Source organism: Bradyrhizobium sp. SPXBL-02 (genome assembly GCF_051853065.1).
Lineage (GTDB): Bacteria > Pseudomonadota > Alphaproteobacteria > Rhizobiales > Xanthobacteraceae > Bradyrhizobium.
On sequence record NZ_CP182474.1, the window covers coordinates 4,914,752 to 4,931,519 of the forward strand.

Consider the following 16,768-nt stretch of genomic DNA (forward strand, 5'->3'; position numbering starts at 1 on the left):
TGCGCTCAGATCTCCTTGCCACGCTTGCGCATCTCGGCACGGAAGGCACCCATCACGGTTTCCGAGAAGCTCTGGGCCCAGCTGTTCATGAACGCCATGCTCTGCCCGATCGCGCGCGGCTCGGCATCGATCAGCTTCTTGCCCAACGGCGACTTGTAGAAAGTGACGAGGTCCTTCAGCTCCTGCTCGGTGAACTCGCTGGCATAGATCTGCGCCATGCCTTCGCCGATCTCGTTCTGGCGGCCGTTGAGCTGCTGGGCCACGATCGGGGCCACCTCGTTGAGGTCCTTCTGGTAATTCAGGTTCTGCTGGATCAGCGCGCCCTTGGTCTTCTCGACCATGCCCGGCACGGCGCCCGCATACATTCCGGCGGCGTTCTTGATCTGCAAGATCTCCTTGGCCGCCGCAATCGCCGCGGGCGAGGCCTTTGGCTGGGCCGGCGCCGCGGGAGCCTTCTGGCCCCCCTGCTGGGCCACGGCCGGGGCGGCCGAAACGGCCAATCCCGCAGCGAGAGCCGCAGCCGGCAAGAATTTCAACACGCTCTTCATTCCTGGTCTCCTTTCGGCTTGCGCCGTTCAATCACGCGAATTCCGTCGCCGCCCGCCAGGACCGCCGAGCTGGCCAAGCCGATGAACAGCCCGTGCTCGACCACGCCAGGAATGGCGCTCAACGCCTTGGCGAGACCGGGGGGATCCGTAATACGTCCGAGCTGGGCATCGACGATCCAGTGGCCGCCATCGGTGACGAAAACGTGGCCGTCCTTGGCCTTGCGGACCGCCATTTGCCCGGAAACGCCGCATTCGGCAAATGCCTTTTCGATCGCGCGGCGCGTCGCACCGAGCCCGAACGGGATGACCTCGACCGGCAGCGGAAACTTGCCGAGCGTCGGCACCCATTTGGTGTCGTCGGCGATCACGATCATGCGATCCGAGGCGGCCGCCACGATCTTCTCGCGCAAGAGCGCACCGCCGCCGCCCTTGATCAGATTGAGCTCGGCATCGATCTCGTCGGCGCCGTCGATCGTGAGGTCGAGATGGTCGATCTCATCCAGCGTCGTCAGCTTCACGCCGCAGCGTTCCGCATCGGCGCGCGTCGCCTCGGAGGTCGGCACGCCGATCACCTCGAGCCCGGCGGCGACGCGCTCGCCGAGCAGCTCGACGAAATGCTTGGCGGTCGAGCCGGTGCCGAGCCCGAGCTGCATGCCGTCGCGCACCTCCTCCAGCGCACGCGCCGCAGCCTGCCGCTTCAACTGGTCCATGTTCACGTGTGCGCCTGCCTTGTGAAGTCTCGAAGGTGCGGCCGATTCCGGCCGCTTTCGGCGGCCTATGTAGCCTCGTTTTTTCCCGGAGAACAGGGTCTGGGAACAGGACTATAAGGTGATCTTATGGGCCCGCCCCTTGCGCGGATATGACCGGGCCGGTAGCGCTTGGGAATCATGACCTCCTTCAAGACGACTGCCCCGCACACCATCGTCTTCGATCTCGACGGCACGCTGGTGGATACGGCGCCCGACCTGATCACCGCCCTGAACTACGTGCTCGACCGCGAAGGCCTGCCGCCGGTGCCGATGGCCTCGGCCCGCAACATGATCGGCGCCGGCGCCCGCAAGCTGATCGAGCGAGGGCTGGAAGCGGAGGGCCGCACCGTCACGCCCGCGGACATGGACCGGATGACCGCCGATTTCATCGCCTATTACGCCGACCATATCGCGGTGGAATCCCGCCCCTTCGAGGGGCTCGAGGCCGCGCTCGACCAGTTTTCGGCAGAAGGCCATCGCCTCGCGGTCTGCACCAACAAGCTGGAATGGCTGTCGAAGCGCCTGCTGGACCAGCTCGACCTCAGCCGCCGCTTCGCGGCGATCTGCGGCGCGGACACGTTTGGCGTCCAGAAGCCCGATCCGACCATCTTCCGCGAGACGGTGGCCCGGGCCGGAGGGGACGTGAAGGCCAGCATCATGGTCGGCGATGCCGGAACCGATGTCGGCGTCGCCCGGCGCGCCGGCGTGCCCGTGATCGGGGTCAGCTTCGGCTACACCGACGTGCCGATCGCCGAGCTGAAGCCCGACCGGCTGATCCATCACATGCGCGACCTGCCGGCGGCCGCAATCAGCCTGATGAGCGCTTAACCCACCGCAAGCCGCTGATTTATTTGATATATTCACAGGATCACCGTCGCTTTCGCGCTTCCCAAGTACCAGCCGACCAGCGTGCCGGTGAACGTGATCAAGAATCCCGGCGGTTTCACCACGCCCGCCTCGATCACCACCGATCCGAACCCGGTTTTGCGGAACTCCAGCCGGCCGTGCCGCCGAAGCCGGTCCGCAAGCCGCACCGGCCCAAGAATCCGAAGCCGAAACCGCAGCCGGCCGCGCCCGCCGCGGCGCCGGCCAATGCTGCACCCGCACCGAGCTCCCCTTCCCCGATCTGAATGGAGGCAAGCGCTGAGTTACGTATACCAACCGATTGTCCTAGCCGCGTCCGATGCTTAGATTGCTTCGACCGCACCTTTGAAGCAAAGGTGCGCCCGTCGCCGTTAGGGACAAGGCATTTGCTATGAACGGACTTCCCGCGAGCCCCCGCGCCGCGCTGTCGAGCGCGATGACCGATCCGTTCGGGCGGACCATCACCTACTTGCGCGTCTCTGTCACCGACCGCTGCGACCTGCGCTGCTTTTACTGCATGTCGGAAGACATGACGTTCCTGCCCAAGGCCGATCTCCTGACGCTCGAGGAACTCGATCGGCTTTGCACGGCCTTCATCGCCAAGGGCGTGAAGAAGCTGCGCCTCACCGGCGGCGAGCCCTTGGTCCGCCGCAACGTCATGACGCTGGTCCGCTCCCTGTCGCGGCACCTGTCGAGCGGCGCGTTGAACGAGCTGACGCTGACCACCAACGGCACCCAGCTTGCGAAGCACGCGCAGGAACTCGCCGATTGCGGCGTCCGCCGCATCAACGTCTCGCTCGACACGCTCGATCCGCAGAAGTTTCGCGAAATCACCCGCTGGGGCGAGATCGACAAGGTGCTGGAAGGCATCGAGGCCGCGCGCGCCGCGGGGCTTGCCGTCAAGATCAACGCCGTCGCGCTGAAGAACCTCAACGAGGACGAACTGCCCGAACTGATGCGCTGGGCCCACGGCAAGGGCATGGGCCTGACGCTGATCGAGGTGATGCCCATGGGCGAGATCGGCTCGGGCCGGATCGACCAATACCTGCCGCTGTCGCTGGTACGCGCCCGCCTCGCCCAGCAATTCACGCTGACGGATCTGGCCGAGAGCACCGGCGGACCGGCGCGCTATGTCAGCGTCGCCGAGACCGGCGGCAAGCTCGGCTTCATCACGCCGATGACCCATAATTTCTGCGAATCCTGCAACCGGGTGCGCATCACCTGCACCGGAACGCTGCACACCTGCCTCGGCCACGAGGATGCCTCGGACTTGCGCAAACCTCTGCGTGCATCGAGCGACGACCTGTTGCTTGCGGATGCGATCGACCGCGCCATCGGGCTGAAGCCCAAGGGTCATGATTTCATCATCGACCGCCGCCACGACCGCCCCAGCGTCTCCAGGCACATGAGCGTGACGGGCGGCTGAAAGCGTGCCCCGCGCCTCGCTAACCTAAGCTTTTGACGGCGCGTCAATTTGTCCATTTTCCGATTGACGGCACGCCAAGCCGCTGGTTTGGTGCGACCGCCTTTGCTTGCCCGGCAACATAAGCCGGCCCGCCCGTCGGCGGTCGCGGTCAAGACGGCAAGGCGCGAGGGGAGGACTGACGCTGCAATCGCTTCGGAATATGATCCGTGCGGTCGCGTGCTTTTTCTGCATGCGAGCCGAGCGATGCATGTTGAAGCCTGCCGTGAAGTATTAGGCCGCGACGGAGAGAGAGTAAGATGCGTCCATTGCTGGCGCTGAGTAACGCCATCGACACCCTCAACGAGAAAATTGGGTACGTCTGTAACCTGCTCGTGCTCCTGGCATGCCTGGTCAGCGCGGCCAACGCCATGATCCGCTACGCCTTCAACGACTCCTCGAACGGCTGGCTGGAGCTGCAATGGTACATGTTCGCCATTCTCGTGATGTTCGGCTCGGCCTACACCTTCAAGCGCAATGAGCATGTGCGGGTCGAGATCTTCTATCTGACCCTGTCCGAGCGCGGCCAGCTCTGGCTCGACATGATCGGCACCCTGTTCTTTCTCATTCCCTCCTGTCTCCTGCTTGCCTATCTGTCCTGGCCGTTCTTCATGCAGGCCTATAGCGTCGGCGAGATGTCGGCCAATGCCGGCGGCCTCATCCGCTGGCCGATCAAGTTCGTGATCCCCGCCGGTTTCGTGATGCTGGCGATCCAGGGTGTTTCCGAGGTCATCAAGCGTATCGCGGCTCTCCAGGGCTATGTGACGATCGACGCCAAGTACGAGAGGCCGACCCAATGATTACGCTGGAGATGATGCCGCCGCTGATGTTCGGCGGCCTGGTTCTGGCGATGCTGATCGGCTTCCCCGTGGCATTCACGCTCGCCGCGGTCGGTCTCTCCTTCGGCTTCCTCGCCATCCATCTGGGCTTCTTCGACCTCAACTTCCTCCAGGCCATTCCCGGCCGCGTGTTCGGCAGCGTGCTCTCCAACGAGCTCCTGCTCGCGATCCCGTTCTTCACGTTCATGGGCGCCATATTGGAGAGGTGCGGCCTCGCGGAGGATATGCTGGATTCGATGGGCCAGTTGTTCGGCCCGGTCCGCGGCGGCCTCGGCTATTCCGTGATCATCGTCGGCTTCATCCTCGGCGCCATCACCGGCACGGTGGCGGCGCAGGTGATCGCCATGGCGCTGATCTCGATGCCGGTGATGATCCGCTACGGCTATAACATGCGCTACATCACCGGCGTGCTGGCGGCGTCCGGCACTATCACGCAGCTGGTGCCGCCCTCTCTGGTGCTGATCGTGCTCGCCGACCAGCTCGGCAAGTCGGTCGGCGACATGTATCTCGGCGCCTGGGGCCCCTCGGTGTTTCAGATCGTTCTGTTCGCCGGCTACACCTTCGTCCTCGGCCTGATCAAGCCGAGCCATGTGCCGGCGGTGCCGCTGGAGGCGCGCACGCTGACCGGCTGGGCGCTGTGGAAGAAGTGCCTGATGGGCATCATCCCCTCGGCCGTGCTGATCTTCGTCGTGCTCGGCACCATGATGATGGGTTTGGCGACGCCGACGGAAGCCGGCGCGATGGGCGCCGTCGGCGCCATCGTGCTCGCCGCGATCCACCACAAGGACTTCTCCTCGACCGACAACAAGATCTTGATCATCGGCGTGATCGCAGCCGGCATCGGCACCATCGTCGCGATCCTGTTCAGCGAGAATCTGATCTTCAAGATCGCCTTCGCGCTGACCTATCTGGCAATCGTGTGGATCTGCATTCGGGCCGCGCGCATCCCCGACCTGCGCGACCTGATCACGCAGGGCTACCAGTCCACCATGCGCCTCACCTGCATGGTCACCTTCATCCTGATCGGGTCGACCTGCTTCTCGGTGGTATTTCTCGGCGTCTCCGGCGGCGTCTGGCTCGAGCATCTCCTGACCTCGCTGCCCGGCGGCGTCTGGGGCTTCCTGATCTTCATCAATCTCTTCATCTTCTTCCTGGCGTTCTTCCTCGACTTCTTCGAGATCGCCTTCATCATCCTGCCGATGATCGCGCCGATCGCCCAGAAGATCCTCGCGCCGGTGGTCGGACCGGACGCCGCCCTGATCTGGTTCGGCGTGATGATCTGCGTCAACATGCAGACCTCGTTCCTGCATCCGCCGTTCGGCTTCGCGCTTTTCTACCTGCGCGGGGTCGCGCCGAAGGAAGTGAAGAGCTCCGACATCTACTGGGGCGCCGTGCCCTGGATCGGCTTGCAGATGATCATGGTGCTGCTGGTGATCATCTTCCCGTCCGTGGTGACGGGCCTGCTCGACAAGCCGCTCAACGTCGATCTCGACAAGGTCAAGATCGAGGTGCCGCAGATCGAGCTGCCGCCGCTGGATCTCGGCCCGCCGCAGAAGTAGCGGGAACGAGGCTCGCCGTCATGCTCCGCTGAAGCGGCGCATGACACGCCTCGGCGCGTGACAAGCACCGGAATCGGAGGCATACCGGGCCGTCCCCAACCTCCATGGATGGCCGCGCATGCCCCGATCGCACCCTGTTCCCTCGCTCGTCGCTCCGTTGCTTGCTTCACTCTGGCTGGCAGGTGCCGCAACGATGGTGCATGCCGAGCCGGTCGCCGAAGTCCAGATGCTGGCGCAAAAGGAGCAGCAGCCGCTGCTCGACACGCTGCGCGATCTCGTCAATATCGAATCCGGCAGCAAGGACCTCGAAGGCCTGAACCAGATCGCCGACCGCATTGCCGGTCAGCTCAAGCAGCTCGGCGGCACGGTGGAGATCCTGCAACCCACCGACATCTATCGCCTCGACGACACCCCTGAGAAGATCGGACCGGCCGTCCACGCCGTGTTCAAGGGCACGGGGACCAGGAAGATCATGCTGATTGCCCACATGGACACGGTGTACCTGAAGGGCATGCTGAAGGACCAGCCGTTCCGCCTCGACGGCGACAAGGCTTACGGCCTCGGCATCGCCGACGACAAGCAGGGCGTCGCGCTCATTCTCCATACCGTGGCGTTGCTGCAGAAGCTGAACTTCAGGGATTACGGCACGCTCACGGTGCTCACGAACGGCGACGAGGAGATCTCCTCGCCCGGCTGGCGCAGCACCATCACCAAGCTCGCATCGGATCAGGACGTGGTGTTCTCGTTCGAAGGCGGCGGCACCGACGGCACGCTGCGCCTCGCCACCAGCGGCATCGGCTCGGCCTATCTCAGCGTGCAGGGCAAGTCGTCACATGCCGGCGCACGGCCCGAGGGCGGCGTGAATGCGCTGTACGAGCTCTCGCACCAGGTGCTGCAGATGAAGGACTTGTCCAAGCCCGAGCAGGGCCTGAAGCTGAACTGGACGGTGTCCAAGTCCGGCACCAACCGCAACGTGATCCCTGCCGAGGCCACCGCCCAGGCCGACGCACGCGCGCTCAAGGTGTCCGACTTCGACGAGCTGCAAAAGGCGCTGCAGGACAAGATCAAGAATCGCCTGCTGCCCGATTCCAGGGTCGACCTGAAATTCGAGGTGCGCCGCCCGCCGCTCGAAGCCAGCGAGGCGGCGCGCCGCGTGGCGGCCCATGGCAAGACGATCTATGGGGAGATCGGACTAACCCTCAAGGTCGACGAGAAGGCGACCGGCGGCGGCACCGACGCGGCTTTTGCCGCGCTGCAGTCCAAAGGAGCCGTGGTGGAAGGCATGGGCCTGTCGGGCTTCGGCGCGCACTCCAACGATGCCGAATATGTGCAGGTCAACAGCATCGTGCCGCGGCTCTATCTGGCGACGCGGATGATCATGGACCTGTCCACGGGCAAGCTGAAATAGCGGCTGCGCTTCTTTCCTTCTCCCCCTTGTGGGAGAAGGTGGCGCGAACGCAGTTCGCGCCGGTTGAGGGGTCTCTCTCCGCGCATTCAATCGAGAGTGAGACTCGCGGAGAGAACCCCTCACCCGTCTCGCCGCTAACGCGGCGCGCCACCCTCTCCCACAAGGGGAGAGGGTGCAGCGTCACTGCCGCGCCAGTTCTTCTCAACAGGCTTTTGGCGCATCCGCCAGCCGAAACCGCAGCGTGAACTCTGCACCGCCGCCGGGGAGGTTCTCCACCGCGACCGTGGCGGCGTGATCATCGGCCACGGCGCGCACGATCGAGAGGCCCAGTCCCGCGCCGTCGCTGCGCCGGCGATCGGCGCGCCAGAAGCGCTGGAAGATCAGATCGCGCTCAGCCTCCGCGACCCCGGGACCGCAATCGCGCACGCGCACCGAGCCGTCCTCGCCCACCTCGACGTCGACCGCGGTGTCCGTTGCGGTGAACTTGATGGCGTTTTCGGCGAGGTTGAAAACCGCGCGCTGCAGCATCTCCGAATTGCCGTGGATCAGCACCGGTGCATGAGTGCCCTTCAGCGCGATGTCCTTGCGTTGCGCGATCGCGAACGGGGCGATCGAGCCGACCACCTCGGCACAGACGGCGCGCAAATCCGCGGTCTCCCCGGGATCGAGCACAAGGGTGTCGAGCTCGGCGATCTCCAGCAGCTGGGCGACGATCCGGCTCATGGCCTCGATGTCGGCATGCAGCGCCTGCCGTTCGGCACCGTCGCCGAGCGTCTCGATCCGCGTGCGCAGGATCGCGAGCGGCGTGCGCAATTGATGCGCGGCATCCGCCGTGAACTGCCGCTGCACGCGAAAGCCGCCCTCGAGGCGGTCGAGCGCCTGGTTCACGGCGGTGACGAGCGGCACGATCTCGCGCGGAATCCGCGCGGTCGGCAGCCGGATGTCGGTGCGCGCCGGGCCGATATTGCTGGCCTCCTGCGATGCCTTCCACAGCGGCGCGATGGCGCGGCGGAAGATGATGATGTCGGTGGCAAGCAGGACCAGGAGGATGGGAATGGTGATCCACCCGACCCGCCGGAAGAAGTTCGAGACGATGTCGTCGATGATGACGTCGCGGTGCGCGAGGTCCTCGGCAACCTGGATGCGCACCGTCTTGCCGGCAATATCCCGGCTGACGCCCGCGCCCGAGATGGTCTCGGAAAAACGTGGCGCCGCCGCCGCGGCGGTGCGCCGGTGCGAGGAGAACAGCAACCGGCCGTCGGAATCGCGAATGTCGAACTGATAGCGGCCGTAAGCGTCCGAATAGAGCCCCTTGAGGCTGTCGGGCAGGTTGAAGGTCAACGTGCCATCCGGCTGCGCGACGATGCGCTCCGCCAGCACCTCGGCTTGCGCGCGCATGGCATCGCGATGCAGCTGGTCGATCTCGGAGTTGAGCAGCCAGAACAACACCAGCGGCAGGAAGATCGCGACCACCGCGACCGCGACAATGTGCAGGAACACGATGCGCGAGATCAGCGATTTGAACGTCAGCGATCCGGCACGGCCCGCGACGGCCACGCTATTTCTCCTCGGTCATGAGATAGCCGACGCCACGGATGGTGTGGATCACGACCTTGGCGCCGTGCTCGGCCAGCTGCTTGCGCAGCCGCGACACATAGACCTCGATCGCGTTGGAGGCGACTTCGCCTTCGAGACCGAAGATGTGGTCCTCGACGTTCTTCTTCGGTACCACCCGCCCCTGCCGGCGCAGCAGGATCTCGAGCACCGAGGTCTCGCGCGCGGAGATGATCCGCGGCTGGTCGTCGACGAAGATCTGACGGCTCTCGGTGTCGTAGACGAGGTTGGCGAGACTGAGCGAACGGCCGAGCAACTGGCCGGGACGGCGCAGGATGGCCTCCAGTCGCGCCACCAGCTCCTCCATCGCGAACGGCTTTACGAGATAGTCGTCGGCACCGCTACGCAGGCCGCTGACGCGGTCCTGCACCCCGCCGCGCGCGGTCAGCACCAGCACCGGCAGCGGCTCCATCTTGAGGCGCAGCTCGCGCAGCACCGACAGGCCGTCACCGTCGGGCAGGCCGAGGTCGAGGATCATCGCAGCATAGCTCACGCTGCTCACCGCCTCGCGCGCCTCGGCTGCGCTGCCCACGATGTCGCTCTCATAGCCGGCCGTCGCCAGCCCGCCGGCAACGAGCCGCGACAGCTCGGCATTGTCCTCGACGATCAGAAGGCGCATCCTAGTCCCGACGAATACCCAAGGTCACCGCACAGCATCTTCGCTCTCTTCCACCATTCCGGCCACCTCGGCCAGCGAAAAGTGCCCGACCAGGCTGGCCGCCTGTCAGGTTCGTGTAAGACAATCAACGCCGGGGCAATCCATCCTGCCTGACAGGCACCGTGAGCACCTGAGCTTTCTAGCTCCGCCCCTCGAAATAGGTGCATAGCAAGGTCGTCTCCTTCTCCCTGATTGGTTTTCGAAAGAGCCGGCACTTGAAGCTACGCTCCTTCCCCGCTCCGCTCTCGATCAGGAACACGCATTGGCTGCAAACGTCGGCACGGTGACGGCGCTTGCCAGCATCGAGCCCATCCAGAACGTGGCGAAGCGTATCGCGCAACCGCGATCGATCGGGGAGTTCGAGGGACACGAGTTGATCCCGCAGGGCGTTGATGGGGTCACGCTCCAGGAACCTCTCCCCTTCACCTGTGATGCACAGCGCAATCGAGCGCTTGTCCTCTGCTGATGGTTTGCGGACCATCAATCCCTTGCTCTGCAGCACGGCGGCGATCTGCGATGCGACGCTGCGGGTCGTGCCAAGGAAGCTCGCAAGAGCAGTCGGCGTCCGCGAAAACCTGTTTGCGCGGGCGAGAAACCGCAACGCCATCCATTCCCGATCGCTCAGACCCGATAAAGTCTCTTCAAAGAGCCAGGTGTCGGCCGATTGTATCAGCAGTTGTACGATTTCAATTGCCAGTCTCATTGAGAGATCCCACGGGAAACGGCCGCCCTGGCACCTCGATCAACGATCGAACGCCGCCGTGTTCGGTGAAAGATGCATTCCCGTCGGGACTGGTTGAATCCGGTATACCGTACCGTGAAGCCGGAGGTTCGAAACACACCGCAAGCGACTTCAGCCCGATTGCCAGATTCCGATAGCCTGATCGTTCCGTAAAAGGAACACCGAAAAACTACCTACCACGCTTACCTAGAGATGCTGGGCGCAAAGTCTCCAGCGTTCGAGAACATGAGTAGCCATGTCGGGGCTGAAGACCCGAGGCTGCAGAGGCTTTCCGCGACGATTTCGTGGGCAATTGTGACGCGCCCGCCTCTTGTCAGCTTCGTGTAAGTCGATCAGATGTGTTCTGGTGATTTGGGCGACACCAGCAGAATTCAGCCTCAGGGCGAAAGGATGAGCTTCATGAGCAAACCGTCGAAAACGGAGAGCGAGCTGATTGCAATGGCCAAAGCCGAGTTGAAAGTTCACGCCGACTGTCCCGACGCAATGACGATTTCCATCATTCGCGACGGCAGCTCCTGGGAGTTTCGAGCCAGCGCAGATCAGGCCACGGCGGATCGGCCGGGTTATCCGGAATGTGTGGCCATGCTGGTTCAGATCGGCGATCACCTCAGCAAGCAATACGACGTCAAAGGTTAGATCCCCGTCACGCTTCGCGCATGCGCGTGTCGGCTTCACAACGTGCGTTCAAGCACCATCGTCGGACCGGCTGCGAACGCACCCGATGGAGAGGATGACGAGGATTGCGCCGAACATGAAAGGACTCCTGGAGCGGCCTAAGATGTTACTGGTCGGCAGCTCATCGGGATCGAATCTCATTTGATCCCGTGGGCTCGCACCGCCGCAATTCGGATTTTTCGATCATAAGTTTCTACCACTGTTTTGCCCGACGCATCAAGCCATTCGGTAATTCAGCAAAATCTCGCGCTGAGCCGCCAAGCCATTGATAAACCTGTCCCCGTCTACTGTGCATGGGGTTGTTTTGCAGGTTTTTGTTTGGACGCCCTTCGGAGGCTTGTAACGGCGGCGCCCCGGAGCCATCGCTCCGAGGCGCTGCATGCGACGGACAGCGTGATCAGCTCTGCGACCGCCGCGCCATGAAGATGTCGTAGCCGACCTCGGCGACCTGGAACCAGGCGTAGCCGTCGCTCGTGAACTTGGCGAGCGAGTCGTGCACCTTCTTGAAGTTGGCGTTGGTCGCGCCGACTTCGGCGTGCAGCTCCTTGGCGGCCTTGTAGCAGGCATCCATGATCGCCGGCGAGAAGGCGTGCAGCTTGGTGCCGCCCGCCAGCAGCTTTCTCAGCGCCAGCGGATTGGCGTTGTCGTAGCGCGCCATCATGTAGTTGTTGGCGTAGTGGCCGGCCTGCTCCAGCACGCTCTGATAATATTTCGGCAGCGCGTTCCATTTTTCGAGGTTGACGAAGGCCATCAGCATCGGTCCGCCTTCCCACCAGCCGGGATAATAATAGTGCGGCGCGATCTTGTAGAAGCCGAGCTTCTCGTCGTCATAGGGGCCGACCCATTCGGCGGCGTCGATCGTGCCCTTCTCCAGCGCCGGATAGATATCGCCGCCGGCGAGCTGCTGCGGCACCACGCCGAGCTTCTGGAGCACGCGGCCGGTGAAGCCGCCGATGCGGAATTTCATGCCCTTGAGATCCTCGGGCGTGTTGACCTCCTTCCTGAACCACCCGCCCATCTGGCAGCCGGTATTGCCCGCGAGCAGCGAGATGACGTTGTAGCTCTTGTAGAACTCGTTGAGCACATCGCGGCCGCCGCCCTGCATGTACCAGGCCTGGTTGATGCGCATGTTGGGACCGAACGGCACGGCCGAGCCGAAGGTGAAGGTCGGGTCCTTGCCGAAGTAATAGTACGACGCGGTGTGGCCGATCTCGCATGTGCCGTTCTGCACGGCATCGAGCACCTGGAGGCCGGGCACGATTTCGCCGGCCGCGAAGATCTGGATCTGGAATTTGTTGTCGGTCGCCTCCGCGACCATCTTGCACATCATGTCGGCGCCGCCAAACAAGGTATCGAGCGATTTCGGCCAGCTCGTCGGCATGCGCCATTTGATTTCCGGCATCGACTGCGCGATCGCGGGAGCCGCGAGCGTGGCGGCGCCGGCCGCACCAAGTCCTGTGACCTTGATGAAGTCTCTTCTCTTCATGATTTCCTGCCCTGATGGATCTGATTGTGGAGCCTTCTTTCCGAGGCTTGCCGACAGAATGGAACATCACGGGACCGAATGCCATCCCGATCGCACTGCGGCAAAGAAAAAGCCCGGCCTCGCGAGCGAGGCCGGGCCATCCGGTCTTGGGACCTAAGCCGGTAGATCAGCCGCGGGTGCGCGAGCGGATCATGAAGCTGTCGTAGGTGTATTCGGCAACCTGCCACCACAGATATTCGTCGGAGCGGTAGGCCTGCATGGCGTCGATCGACTTCTTGAAGTCGGCGTTCTTGCCGGAGACCTCGGCCCACAATTCGTTGGTCGCCTTGAGGCAGGCTTCCAGCACCTCGTTGGTGAACGGACGGAGTTGGGTGCCGCCGGCGACGAGGCGCTTCAGCGCCGCCGGGTTCTGCATGTCGTAGCGCGCGGCCATCCAGCTGTTTGCGTTGGCCGTCGCGTTGGTGAGGATCGCCTGGTAGTTCTTCGGCAGCGCATTGAACTTTTCCAGGTTGGCGAAGGCGTGGACGGTCGGACCGCCTTCCCAGAAGCCCGGATAGTAATAGTACTTGGCGACCTTGGCGAAGCCGAGCTTCTCGTCATCGTAGGGGCCGACCCACTCGGCCGCGTCGATGGTGCCCTTTTCCAGCGCGGGATAAATGTCGCCGCCCGCGAGCTGCTGCGGCACGACGCCGACCTTCTGCAGCACCTGGCCGGCGATGCCGCCGATGCGCATCTTGAGGCCGGAGAGGTCGGCAACGGTCTTGATCTCCTTGCGGAACCAACCGCCCATCTGGGTGCCGGTGTTGCCGCAGGGGAAGCCGATCACGTTCGACTTCTTGAAGAACTCGTTGGCGAGCTCGTTGCCACCGCCCTGGTAGAGCCACGAATTCTGCTGGCGCGCATTGAGGCCGAACGGCACCGAGGCGAAGATCGCGAAGGTCGGGTCCTTGCCGACGTAATAGTACGAGACGGTGTGGCACATCTCGACCGTGCCGTTCGAGGTCGCATCGAGCGCCTGGAGGCCCGGGACGATTTCGCCGGCCGCGAACACCTGGATCTGGAATTTGTTGTCGGTCATCTCGGCGACGTACTTCGCCACCTGCTCGGCGCCGCCATAGATGGTGTCGAGCGACTTCGGGAAGCTCGACGTCAGGCGCCACTTCACCTCGGGTGAGGACTGTGCGATCGCCGGCGAGGCCACCGCGGTCGCCGCCGCGCCTGCTGCCGATACTTTGAGAAAATCACGACGCTTCATCTTCAGGTCTCTCCTTGCTGGGGCGTTTCCCCTTGGCTTCTCTTATGCCGCCGCGCATTCTGGCGACGCGTTGAGGTCGCGTCGAACCGAAGGGGCTTGACTGCCGTGGGCCTTTAACACGGCCAGCCCGGTTTCGGAACGCGACAATGGCATGACGGGCCTCTACAAAAGTCGCATGCCCCCGGAGCGTGCCGCGGCGACCGGTCAGGCCGCGGCAATGACGCCCTTGAGCTGGTCCCGGACTTGGCCCGCGATGGCGCGGTAGATCGCCGCATGAGGGCCGTCCGGCTCGCTGTCGACGACGGGATTGCCGGCGTCCGAAGTGGCGCGAATCGCCATGTGCAGGGGGATCTCGCCCAGGAATGGCACGGCGAGCTTCTCGGCCTCATGTCGGGCGCCGCCATGACCGAAAATGTCTGATCGCGTGCCGCAATGCGGACATTGGAAGTAGCTCATGTTCTCCACAATCCCGAGCACGGGCACGTTGACCTTCTTGAACATGGCCAGTCCCCGCCGCGCGTCGATCAGGGACAGATCCTGCGGGGTCGAGACGATCACGGCGCCCTTGAGCGGCACGTTCTGCGCCAGCGTGAGCTGGGCATCGCCGGTGCCCGGCGGCATGTCGACGACCAGCACGTCGAGCTTGCCCCATTCGACGTCGCGCAGCATCTGCGTCACCGCCGACATCACCATCGGGCCGCGCCAGATCATCGCGGTTTCCTCCTCGACCAGGAAGCCGATCGACATGATGGCAAGGCCGAAACGCCGAAGCGGAATCATCTTGCGCGCCTCGTTCAGCTCCGGCTTGTCGCGCAGGCCCGTCAGGCGCGGCACCGAGGGGCCGTAGATGTCGGCATCGAGCAGCCCGACCTTGAGGCCGAGGTCGCGCAGGCCGAGCGCCAGATTGAGCGCGGTGGTCGACTTGCCCACCCCGCCCTTGCCGGAGGCGACCGCGATCACGGCGGCAACGCCGGGAATTTCCGATTGCCGCGCCATCGGCGACCCACCGCCCTGCGGCGGCTTGTGGGCATGGGCCGGCTGCACGCCGGGCGTGCCGCGGCTCGGCTGCGGGGGTGGCGGCGGCGCGGAGCCCGGCTTGCGCTCCGCGGTCAGTGCCACCATGACGGTGGTGACGCCGGGAATGCTGCGCACGGCAGCTTCCGCTTCGGCCCGGACGGATTCCCAGGCCCTTGCCTCGGCGGCGTCGACATTGATCGAGAAGAACACCTTGCCGTCGGAGGCGCTGATCGCGCTCAGCACATTGGCATGGGGAAGCGCGACCCCGCGGGGCGACTGGACCCTGGCGAGGCTGTCGAGAACCTGTTGCTGCGTCACGCTCAAAGCGCATCTCCTGGAGTTGAGGATGCCCCATTAGAGCGGAAACGCTCAAAAGGCTACTGCCTGCCGATATCGTCAGCCCTTTCGGCAGGCGCCGCCCCCTGCTCCCGGGCGGCCTCGTAGTTCAGCTCGATCATGACCCCGTTGGGGTCGTGGACGAAGATCTGCCAGAGATCGCCGCCGGGCACCTGGCGGGACTCGAACTTCATCCCCTTTGACGCCAGCCGCTGTTTCATGCCGTCAAAGCCGCGGCTGGCGAAGGCGACATGGTGGACAACGCCGGAATCCGGCTTTTGTGGCTCGGCGGTCGGAGAAATGTCGACGAGGTGCACCACCGGCCTGCCCTCGCTGTACATCCAGGCGCCCGGGAAGGCGAAATTCGGCCGTGCGCCTTTTTCGAGGCCCAGCACGTCTTCGAAGAAGCGGACGGTCTCGGCCAGATTCCGGGTCCGGATGTTGAAATGATCGAGGACGCCCACGCTCACGCCGCCCATGCTCTCGCTCCCTTGTTTTGAAGTCCTTGGGGCCGCCAGCCTAGCACAGCAGGCCGCCAAACGAAGCCGTTGCCCTCTGGCCTCAAGGGTTTATGGTGCGCCTCCGATCCGCCCCGCCGCGGAACCCAGGCATCCCTCGCCTGGCAAGAACCGTAAACCCAAACTACGGACAAGGTACCACAATGGCTAAAGTCGCTTTCCTCGGTCTTGGCGTGATGGGCTTCCCCATGGCCGGACACCTCGTGAAAAAAGGGGGCCATGAGGTCACCGTCTATAACCGGACCGCGGCCAAGGCGAAGGAATGGGCGGACAAGTTCGGCGGCAAGACCGCACCGACGCCGAAGGCCGCCGCCGAGGGGCAAGATTTCGTGATGTGCTGCGTCGGCAACGACAACGATCTGCGCGCGGTCACGATCGGCCCCGACGGCGCGTTCGCCGGCATGAGGAAGGGTGCGACCTTCGTCGACCACACCACGGCCTCTGCCGAGGTCGCACGTGAGCTGGATGCGGCTGCCACCAAGGCCGGCTTCAAATTCGTCGACGCCCCCGTCTCCGGCGGCCAGGCCGGCGCCGAGAACGGTGTTCTGACGGTGATGTGCGGCGGCGCGGAAGATGCCTATTCCGGCGCCGAGCCGATCATCACGGGCGCCTATGCCCGGATGTGCAAGCTGCTCGGCCCCGCCGGAAGCGGTCAGCTGACCAAGATGGTCAACCAGATCTGCATCGCCGGTCTGGTGCAGGGTCTCTCCGAGGGCATCCATTTCGCCAAGAAGAGCGGCCTCGACGTCGCCGCCGTGATCGAGACCATCTCGAAAGGGGCTGCCCAGTCCTGGCAGATGGAAAATCGCTACAAGACGATGAACGAGGACAAGTACGATTTCGGCTTCGCTGTCGAATGGATGCGCAAGGACCTCTCGATCTCGCTGGCAGAAGCCCGCCGCAATGGCGCCAGCCTGCCCGTCACGGCGCTGGTCGATCAGTTCTATGCCGAGGTCGAGAAGATGGGCGGCAAGCGCTGGGATACGTCGAGCCTGCTCGCACGCCTTAATCGCTGATAGCTGACGACCTGAAACGACC

General features: G+C 64.1%; 16 protein-coding genes and 1 pseudogene. 8 read left to right on the forward strand and 9 right to left on the reverse strand.

From position 1 onward, the window contains the following. Nucleotides 1-5 precede the first annotated feature (5 nt). Nucleotides 6-548 (reverse strand): DUF2059 domain-containing protein, encoded by a 543-nt coding sequence (locus ACNJYD_RS23190; protein WP_439363411.1) that lies wholly within the window; start codon nt 546-548, stop codon nt 6-8. Beyond that, nucleotides 545-1,264 (reverse strand): ribose-5-phosphate isomerase RpiA, encoded by a 720-nt coding sequence (gene rpiA, locus ACNJYD_RS23195; RefSeq protein ID WP_260383248.1) that lies wholly within the window; start codon nt 1,262-1,264, stop codon nt 545-547. The genes ACNJYD_RS23190 and rpiA overlap by 4 nt, the downstream gene beginning before the upstream one ends. A 171-nt stretch (nt 1,265-1,435) precedes the next feature. Here rpiA and ACNJYD_RS23200 point away from each other — a divergent pair, with 171 nt between their 5' ends. From ACNJYD_RS23200 to ACNJYD_RS23225, 6 genes and pseudogenes are all read left to right on the forward strand, one after another. Then, the gene (locus ACNJYD_RS23200) at nt 1,436-2,125 is read left to right on the forward strand and encodes an HAD family hydrolase (RefSeq protein WP_439363413.1); all 690 of its coding nucleotides are present in this window, start codon (nt 1,436-1,438) and stop codon (nt 2,123-2,125) included. Between the two features lie 42 nt (nt 2,126-2,167). Then, nucleotides 2,168-2,444 (forward strand): annotated as a pseudogene (locus ACNJYD_RS23205) (hypothetical protein); the annotation flags it as partial. A 108-nt stretch (nt 2,445-2,552) separates the two neighbouring features. Continuing rightward, on the forward strand, nt 2,553-3,587 hold the full coding sequence (gene moaA / locus ACNJYD_RS23210) for a GTP 3',8-cyclase MoaA (RefSeq protein ID WP_439363415.1): 1,035 nt from the start codon (nt 2,553-2,555) through the stop codon (nt 3,585-3,587). A gap of 296 nt (nt 3,588-3,883) precedes the next feature. Continuing rightward, nucleotides 3,884-4,423, forward strand: coding sequence for a TRAP transporter small permease subunit (locus ACNJYD_RS23215; RefSeq protein WP_172788062.1), 540 nt, complete (start codon nt 3,884-3,886; stop codon nt 4,421-4,423). Beyond that, complete coding sequence (locus tag ACNJYD_RS23220; RefSeq protein ID WP_172788061.1) at nt 4,420-6,021, forward strand: TRAP transporter large permease; 1,602 nt, start codon at nt 4,420-4,422, stop codon at nt 6,019-6,021. The genes ACNJYD_RS23215 and ACNJYD_RS23220 overlap by 4 nt, the downstream gene beginning before the upstream one ends. 118 nt (nt 6,022-6,139) lie before the next feature. After that, nucleotides 6,140-7,429, forward strand: a complete 1,290-nt coding sequence (locus ACNJYD_RS23225) for a M20/M25/M40 family metallo-hydrolase (protein WP_439363417.1) — start codon at nt 6,140-6,142, stop codon at nt 7,427-7,429. 201 nt (nt 7,430-7,630) lie between these two features. Here the strand turns inward: ACNJYD_RS23225 and ACNJYD_RS23230 are convergent, their stop codons facing one another. From ACNJYD_RS23230 to ACNJYD_RS23240, 3 genes are all read right to left on the reverse strand, one after another. Then, the gene (locus tag ACNJYD_RS23230) at nt 7,631-8,986 is read right to left on the reverse strand and encodes an ATP-binding protein (RefSeq protein ID WP_439363419.1); all 1,356 of its coding nucleotides are present in this window, start codon (nt 8,984-8,986) and stop codon (nt 7,631-7,633) included. Between the two features lies 1 nt (nt 8,987). Further along, nucleotides 8,988-9,662 carry a response regulator gene (locus tag ACNJYD_RS23235; protein ID WP_172788058.1) on the reverse strand — a complete coding sequence of 225 codons (675 nt, stop codon included), beginning with the start codon at nt 9,660-9,662 and terminating at the stop codon, nt 8,988-8,990. A gap of 178 nt (nt 9,663-9,840) precedes the next feature. Next, a complete protein-coding gene (locus ACNJYD_RS23240; RefSeq protein ID WP_212257339.1) occupies nt 9,841-10,404 on the reverse strand; it encodes a MarR family winged helix-turn-helix transcriptional regulator in 564 nt (187 codons plus the stop codon). Between the two features lie 438 nt (nt 10,405-10,842). Between ACNJYD_RS23240 and ACNJYD_RS23245 the strand changes: the two genes are divergently transcribed. Further along, the gene (locus ACNJYD_RS23245) at nt 10,843-11,079 is read left to right on the forward strand and encodes a hypothetical protein (RefSeq protein ID WP_439363421.1); all 237 of its coding nucleotides are present in this window, start codon (nt 10,843-10,845) and stop codon (nt 11,077-11,079) included. Nucleotides 11,080-11,515: 436 nt separating this feature from the next. On the opposite strand, the gene ACNJYD_RS23250 is transcribed toward ACNJYD_RS23245, so the two are convergent. The 4 genes from ACNJYD_RS23250 to ACNJYD_RS23265 form a co-directional block, all read right to left on the reverse strand. After that, nucleotides 11,516-12,604, reverse strand: coding sequence for a TRAP transporter substrate-binding protein (locus ACNJYD_RS23250; protein WP_172788055.1), 1,089 nt, complete (start codon nt 12,602-12,604; stop codon nt 11,516-11,518). A 166-nt stretch (nt 12,605-12,770) separates the two neighbouring features. After that, entirely contained in the window at nt 12,771-13,859 is a 1,089-nt protein-coding gene (locus tag ACNJYD_RS23255) for a TRAP transporter substrate-binding protein (protein WP_172788054.1), read from the reverse strand. A 204-nt stretch (nt 13,860-14,063) separates the two neighbouring features. Further along, on the reverse strand, nt 14,064-15,200 hold the full coding sequence (locus ACNJYD_RS23260) for an Mrp/NBP35 family ATP-binding protein (RefSeq protein WP_172788053.1): 1,137 nt from the start codon (nt 15,198-15,200) through the stop codon (nt 14,064-14,066). A gap of 53 nt (nt 15,201-15,253) precedes the next feature. Beyond that, nucleotides 15,254-15,691: a VOC family protein gene (locus tag ACNJYD_RS23265; protein ID WP_439363424.1), complete on the reverse strand. Its 438-nt coding sequence runs from the start codon at nt 15,689-15,691 to the stop codon at nt 15,254-15,256. 182 nt (nt 15,692-15,873) lie between these two features. On the opposite strand from ACNJYD_RS23265, the gene ACNJYD_RS23270 reads away from it, so the two are divergent. After that, nucleotides 15,874-16,746, forward strand: coding sequence for an NAD(P)-dependent oxidoreductase (locus ACNJYD_RS23270; RefSeq protein ID WP_172788051.1), 873 nt, complete (start codon nt 15,874-15,876; stop codon nt 16,744-16,746). The last annotated feature ends 22 nt before the right edge of the window (nt 16,747-16,768 follow it).

Bases quoted from the DNA above. Each gene is read 5' to 3' on its own strand.
- ACNJYD_RS23265 (WP_439363424.1), bottom strand. From the start codon at position 15,691: ATGGGCGGCGTGAGCGTGGGCGTCCTCGATCATTTCAACATCCGGACC.
- ACNJYD_RS23225 (WP_439363417.1), top strand. From the start codon at position 6,140: ATGCCCCGATCGCACCCTGTTCCCTCGCTCGTCGCTCCGTTGCTTGCT.
- ACNJYD_RS23200 (WP_439363413.1), top strand. From the start codon at position 1,436: ATGACCTCCTTCAAGACGACTGCCCCGCACACCATCGTCTTCGATCTC.
- ACNJYD_RS23220 (WP_172788061.1), top strand. From the start codon at position 4,420: ATGATTACGCTGGAGATGATGCCGCCGCTGATGTTCGGCGGCCTGGTT.
- ACNJYD_RS23245 (WP_439363421.1), top strand. From the start codon at position 10,843: ATGAGCAAACCGTCGAAAACGGAGAGCGAGCTGATTGCAATGGCCAAA.
- ACNJYD_RS23250 (WP_172788055.1), bottom strand. From the start codon at position 12,604: ATGAAGAGAAGAGACTTCATCAAGGTCACAGGACTTGGTGCGGCCGGC.
- ACNJYD_RS23240 (WP_212257339.1), bottom strand. From the start codon at position 10,404: ATGAGACTGGCAATTGAAATCGTACAACTGCTGATACAATCGGCCGAC.
- ACNJYD_RS23235 (WP_172788058.1), bottom strand. From the start codon at position 9,662: ATGCGCCTTCTGATCGTCGAGGACAATGCCGAGCTGTCGCGGCTCGTT.
- ACNJYD_RS23215 (WP_172788062.1), top strand. From the start codon at position 3,884: ATGCGTCCATTGCTGGCGCTGAGTAACGCCATCGACACCCTCAACGAG.
- moaA (WP_439363415.1), top strand. From the start codon at position 2,553: ATGAACGGACTTCCCGCGAGCCCCCGCGCCGCGCTGTCGAGCGCGATG.
- ACNJYD_RS23270 (WP_172788051.1), top strand. From the start codon at position 15,874: ATGGCTAAAGTCGCTTTCCTCGGTCTTGGCGTGATGGGCTTCCCCATG.
- ACNJYD_RS23255 (WP_172788054.1), bottom strand. From the start codon at position 13,859: ATGAAGCGTCGTGATTTTCTCAAAGTATCGGCAGCAGGCGCGGCGGCG.
- ACNJYD_RS23190 (WP_439363411.1), bottom strand. From the start codon at position 548: ATGAAGAGCGTGTTGAAATTCTTGCCGGCTGCGGCTCTCGCTGCGGGA.